General features: G+C 71.1%; 3 protein-coding genes and 1 pseudogene. All 4 read right to left on the bottom strand.

Going from position 1 to position 5980, the window contains the following annotated elements; translation table 11 throughout:
* Nucleotides 1-1797 (bottom strand): annotated as a pseudogene (locus AC2W7A_RS08540) (DNA translocase FtsK); the annotation flags it as partial.
* 2 nt (nucleotides 1798-1799) lie between these two features.
* Entirely contained in the window at nucleotides 1800-3032 is a 1233-nt protein-coding gene (locus AC2W7A_RS08535) for a DNA translocase FtsK 4TM domain-containing protein (protein WP_485990985.1), read from the bottom strand.
* Between the two features lie 109 nt (nucleotides 3033-3141).
* Entirely contained in the window at nucleotides 3142-4827 is a 1686-nt protein-coding gene (locus tag AC2W7A_RS08530) for a ribonuclease J (protein WP_485990984.1), read from the bottom strand.
* Nucleotides 4828-4843: 16 nt separating this feature from the next.
* A complete protein-coding gene (gene dapA / locus AC2W7A_RS08525; RefSeq protein ID WP_485990983.1) occupies nucleotides 4844-5761 on the bottom strand; it encodes a 4-hydroxy-tetrahydrodipicolinate synthase in 918 nt (305 codons plus the stop codon).
* Between the last annotated feature and the right edge of the window lie 219 nt (nucleotides 5762-5980).

The raw sequence follows: 5980 nt of genomic DNA, 5'->3' as shown, positions 1-5980 counted from the left end.
CGCGTCCGTGGGCCCGGCAGCCGGAGCAGACGCACCGGCCGGCTCCGGCCGGGGCGTCGCCGCTGATGGTGGCGAGCACGCCGGCCAGGTCGTCGGGCTTGACGAGCACGTCGCGGGCCTTCGAGCCCTCGGACGGGCCCACCACGCCGCGGGACTCCATGAGGTCCATGAGCCGGCCGCCTTGGCGAAGCCCACACGGAGCTTGCGCTGCAGCATCGAGGTGGAGCCGAACTGGGTGGTGACCACCAGCTCCACGGCCTGCAGCAGCAGGTCCAGATCGTCCCCGATGTCCTCGTCGATGACCTTCTCGGTCTTCTCCGGCACCACGTCCTCGCGGTACTGGACCTGCATCTGGGACTTCACGTGCTCCACCACGGCGTGGATCTCGGACTCGTTGACCCAGGCGCCCTGGACGCGCATCGGCTTGGACTTGCCCATCGGCAGGAACAGGGCGTCGCCCTGGCCGAGGAGCTTCTCCGCGCCGGGCTGGTCCAGGACCACGCGGGAGTCGGTGACCGAGGAGGTCGCGAACGCCATGCGGGAGGGCACGTTGGCCTTGATCAGGCCGGTGACCACGTCCACGGACGGGCGCTGCGTGGCGAGCACCAGGTGGATGCCGGCGGCACGCGCGAGCTGGGTGATGCGGACGATCGCGTCCTCCACGTCACGCGGGGCGACCATCATCAGGTCCGCGAGCTCGTCCACGATCACCAGCAGGTACGGGTAGGGGCGCAGCTGGCGCTTGGAGTCCGGCGGCAGCTGGACCTTCCCGGCCCGGACGGCCTTGTTGAAGTCGTCGATGTGCTTGAACCCGAAGGCGGCGAGGTCGTCGTAGCGGGTGTCCATCTCCTTCACCACCCACTGCAGGGCCTCGGCGGCCTTCTTGGGGTTGGTGATGATGGGGGTCACCAGGTGCGGGACGCCCTCGTAGGCCGTGAGCTCCACACGCTTGGGGTCCACCATGACCATCCGGACCTCGTCCGGGGTGGAGCGCATGAGGATCGAGGTGATCATCGAGTTCACGAACGAGGACTTGCCCGCGCCGGTGGCGCCGGCCACGAGCATGTGCGGCATCTTCGCGAGGTTGGCCACCACGTAGCCGCCCTCCACGTCCTTGCCGACGCCCATGATCATCGGGTGCTCGTTGCGCTGGGCGGCCTGGGAGCGCAGGACGTCGCCGAGCACGACGACCTCCTTGTCCGTGTTCGGGATCTCGATGCCGATCGCGGACTTGCCAGGGATGGGGCTGAGGATGCGTACGTCCGAGGAGGCCACCGCATAGGCGATGTTCTTCTCCAGGGCGGTGACCTTCTCCACCTTGGTGCCCGGGGCGACGTTGACCTCGTAGCGGGTCACGGTCGGGCCGCGGGAGAAGCCGGTGACCTGGGCGTCCACCTTGAACTCCTGGAAGCAGGTGGTCAGGGCGGCCACCACCCGGTCGTTGGCCTCGGAGCGCTCCTTCGGTGCCGGGCCGGCCGGCAGCAGGGAGGACTCGGGGAGGGTGTAGGACACGTCCCCGCCGAGCTCCAGCTGCTCGGTCTTGGCCGGAGCCGCCGGAACAGAGGGCACCGGCTCGGGGGTGGAGACGGATTGCACGGCCGGCGCCGGGGCGGCGTCCGCGTACGACGACGGTGTCTCGCCCTCGTCCGCGGCGTCACCGGGCTCATCGGTCCAGTCCGCGCCGGCGTGCTTCGGGGCCGGGCGGGAGGAGGCCTTCTCCCCCGCAGGGTGGGAGCCCTGCTGGGAGCGGGCGTGCTCGCGCACCTGCTCGAGGGCGCGGTCCGCGGCGGTCGGGCGCTTCACGCCCGCCGGGACGGCCGGCAGCTCCTCGGTATCCGGGCCGTCCCCTCGTCCTGGCCGGCCTCGGGGAAGTCCGCGGCGGCGTCGAACACGTGGGAGCCGGTCTGCCGGCCTCCGCGGCGGCCGTGGTCGTCCACCGGGCGGGTGAGCGCCTGGGTGGGCTGCTCGTCCGCGGGCACGGCCGCGGTCTCCTCGTCCGGATCGTCCACGAGCGGCGAGTCGTAGGCCCGGGTCTCGGTGTACTCGGGGGCCCGCTCCTGCTCGGCGCGGCGGTCGCGACCGAAGAGGCGGGCGAACAGGCCGGGGCGCTTCGCGGGCGCGGCCTCCGGCGCCGGGTGGGAGGTGCTGTCCAGGTAGGACTGGTCGTGGTCCGGGTGGGTGCGAGCCTCCGGGTCCGCATCGGACCCGTCCGTGACGGACTCGTCGTCGTACCGCCCGGCGCGGCGGGCCTGGCGGGCGGCACGGCGCTCGCGGGAGGCCTCGGCGGCGGCCTGCGGGTCCTGCCCGGTGAGCCAGGCGTAGCCGGCGCGCAGACGCTCGCCGATCGACCCGAGCGGGGTGGCGGTGACGATGAGGATGGAGAAGAACGCCAGGCCGATCATGAGGGCCCACACCGGCACGGCGGTGAGCAGGGACGCCAGGGGGCTGGTGGCGAGGTAGCCGACCATGCCGCCGGCGCCGAGCATGTCCTCGAAGGACTCGGCGGCCGAGGGCAGTCCCCCGGCCAGGTGGGCGATGCCGGAGCCGGCGACCGTGGCGACCAGCAGCCCGATGATGATGCGCCCGTTGGTCCGGTGCTCGGTGGGCGTGCGGAAGCACCGCACCGCGATGATCACCAGGATGAACGGGACGAGGAAGGCGAACCAGCCGACGGTGCCGGCCACCACCGCGTTGACGATGCGTCCGAACTCCGTGATGTCCCGCAGGCCCCACCACTCGACGGCGGCGATGAGCGCCGCCAGGAGGACGAGCAGGAGGCCGGTGCCGTCCCGGCGGTCCTCGCGCGGGATGCGCACATCCGGGCCGAGCTTGCGGACGACGGAGCCGACCGGGGTGGCCAGGGCCATCCAGATCGCGTGGAGGACCCGGACAGGCAGCGGGGGCCGGTCCAGGTCGACGGTGGTCTTGGAGGTCGTGCCCTTGCCTCGCGTGGAGCCCCCGGATCGGCCGGAGCCGGAGCGGGAACGTGTGGAGGAGGACGACGAGCGCGCGGGGGAAGTACGAGTCGCCATAGGACTCCTACGGTACCGCGAAGCCCCGCGGCGTCCCAGAAGGACACCGCGGGGCTTCGAACGGGTGTGACGGGCTCGGCGGCCACTGAGGCCGGTCTGTGGCCGAGGGTCAGGCCTCGATGACCACCGGGACGATCATCGGGCGGCGGCGCAGCTTGCGGTTGATCCAGGTGCCGATGGTGCGGCGGACGACCTGCTGCAGCTGGTGGGTGGTGTGCGTCTTCTCGGACTGCACGGCCTCCTCCAGGGCGCGGGCGATCTTCGGCTTGACGCCCTCGAACACCTTGGCATCCTCGGCCACACCGCGGACGTGGATGTCCGGGCCGGAGATGATCTTGCCGGACTGGCGGTTCACCACGGTGATGACGGAGACGAAGCCCTCCTCGCCGAGCACCATGCGGTCCTTCAGGTCCGCCTCGGAGATCTCGCCGATCGAGGAGCCGTCCACGTACACGTAGCCGCAGTCGACCTCGCCGACGGCGCGGACCTTCCCGTCCACCATGTCCACCACGGTGCCGTTGGCGGCGAGGATCACGCGGTCCTCCGGCACGCCGGTCTTCTCCGCGATGCGGCCGTTGGCGATGAGGTGGCGGGTCTCGCCGTGCACCGGCATCACGTGCTCCGGCTGGACGATGTTGTAGCAGTAGAGCAGCTCGCCCTCGGAGGCGTGGCCGGAGACGTGCACCTTGGCCATGCCCTTGTGGACCACCTGCACGCCCAGCTTCATGAGCGCGTTGATGATGCGGAACACGGAGTTCTCGTTGCCCGGGATCAGCGAGGAGGCGAGGACCACGAGGTCCCCCTCCGCCAGCTGGACCTGGTGGTCGCCGTTGGCCATGCGGGACAGCGCGGCCATCGGCTCGCCCTGGGAGCCGGTGCACATCAGGACGACCTCGTCGTCCCGGTACTTGTCCACCTTGCGGGCGTCGACCAGCAGGCCGTCCGGGACGTCCAGGTAGCCGAGCTTGGAGGCGATGCCCATGTTGCGGATCATCGAGCGGCCCACGAACGCGACCTTGCGGCCGTGCTTGGCGGCGGCGTCCAGGACTTGCTGTACACGGTGCACGTGCGAGGAGAAGGAGGCCACCACGATCCGCTGCTTCGCCTCGGCGAAGTAGCGCTCGATGGTGGGGCCGATCTCCTTCTCGGTCATGGTGAAGCCGGGGACCTCCGCGTTGGTGGAGTCCGTCATGAACAGGTCCACGCCCTCCTCGCCCAGGCGGGCGAAGGCGCGCAGGTCCGTGATACGGCCGTCGAGCGGCAGCTGGTCCATCTTGAAGTCGCCGGTGTGCAGGATGGTGCCCGCGGCGGTGCGGATGCACACGGCGAGCGCGTCCGGGATGGAGTGGTTGACCGCCACGAACTCGCACTCGAAGGGGCCGAAGCGCTCGGTGTCCCCCTCCTTCACGGCGAGGGTGAGCGGCTTGATGCGGTGCTCCTCGAGTTTGGCCTCGATCAGGGCGAGGGTCAGCTGCGAGCCGATCAGCGGGATGTCCGACTTGAGCCGGAGCAGGTACGGCACGGCGCCGATGTGGTCCTCATGGCCGTGCGTGAGCACGATGCCCACGATGTCGTCCAGCCGGTCCTTCAGGTAGGAGAAGTCCGGGAGGATGAGGTCGACCCCGGGCTGGGTGTCCTCGGGGAAGAGGACGCCGCAGTCGACGATGAGGATCTTGCCGTCGATCTCGAAGGTGACCATGTTGCGGCCGACCTCTTCGAGACCTCCGAGCTGCACGATCCGGAGTGCGCCCTTCTTGAGCTTGGGCGGGGTCTGCAGGCGTGCGCCTGAGGGCATGGGGTGGGTTTCCCTTCTAGAAGGTGATGCCGGCCTCCGCGAGGTCGGCACGGATGATCGAGAGCTCGTCGGGGGTGGCCTCGACGAGCGGGAGCCGCACGGTGGCGGCCGGGATGACTGACTGGGCGGCGAGCACGGCCTTGGCGGCCACCGCGCCCTGGATGTGGGACATGATGCCCCGCTGGACCGGGTCCAGCTCGAAGTGGGCCCTGCGGGCCGCGGCGAGGTCGCCGGCGTTGGCGGCGTCCACGAGCTCGCGATACTTCGCGGGGGCCACGTGGGCGGCCACGGAGACCACGCCGACGGCACCGAGGGCCATCAGCGGCAGGGTGGCGCCGTCGTCGCCGGAGTAGACCGCGAGGTCGGTCTCGGCGAGGACGGTGGTGGTGGACTGCAGGTCCCCCTTGGCGTCCTTGAGGGCCACGATGTTGGGGTGCTCGGCCAGGGAGACGAGGGTCTCGGCCTGGATCGGCATCACGGAGCGGCCCGGGATGTCGTAGAGCATGATCGGCAGGTCCACCTTGTCCGCGATCGCACGGAAGTGCGCCGCGATGCCGGCCTGCGGGGGCTTGTTGTAGTACGGGGTCACCAGGAGCAGCCCGTCCACGCCGGTCTCGGCGGCCAAGGTGCTCAGGTGCAGCGAGTGGTTCGTGTCATTGGTGCCGGTGCCGGCGACCACCTTGGCGCGGCCGCCCACGGCCTCCACCACGGCGCGGAACATCGCGACGTTCTCCTCGTCCGTGAGGGTCGAGGTCTCTCCGGTGGTGCCGGTGACCACCAGGCCGTCGGCCCCGTGGTCCACCAGGTGCTCGGCGAGCGCCTGGGCGGCGTCCAGGTCCACGGAGCCGTCCGGTCGCATCGGCGTGACCATGGCGGGCACGACGGTGCCGAACACGGGATCGACGGATGCGTGGCGGGCTCGGGTGTCACTCATGAGGGCTACCCTACCGCCCGTCACCTGGGAGGATGGGTCCGTCTCGCCATGCGGAGTCGTGGATCCCCGTCGATCTGCGGCGTCCCGCCGTCCACCACCCTGATCGGAGGCCTCGCCGTGACCCCCGTCTCCTCCGCCGCCTCCCGGGGCCCCGCGCTCCCCCGTGGCCGTGGTCCGACCCCGTCCGCGTGGGCCGGCGGGTGCGCGGCGCGGACGCGG

The organism is Micrococcus sp. LASM2_SD2, assembly GCF_057364565.1.
Note: the sequence above shows the minus strand (reverse complement) of the source record. Positions and strands in the feature narration are given on the sequence as shown.

Coding starts and splice junctions, on each gene's coding strand:
- AC2W7A_RS08535 (WP_485990985.1), bottom strand. CDS start 3,032: ATGGCGACTCGTACTTCCCCCGCGCGCTCGTCGTCCTCCTCCACACGT.
- AC2W7A_RS08530 (WP_485990984.1), bottom strand. CDS start 4,827: ATGCCCTCAGGCGCACGCCTGCAGACCCCGCCCAAGCTCAAGAAGGGC.
- dapA (WP_485990983.1), bottom strand. CDS start 5,761: ATGAGTGACACCCGAGCCCGCCACGCATCCGTCGATCCCGTGTTCGGC.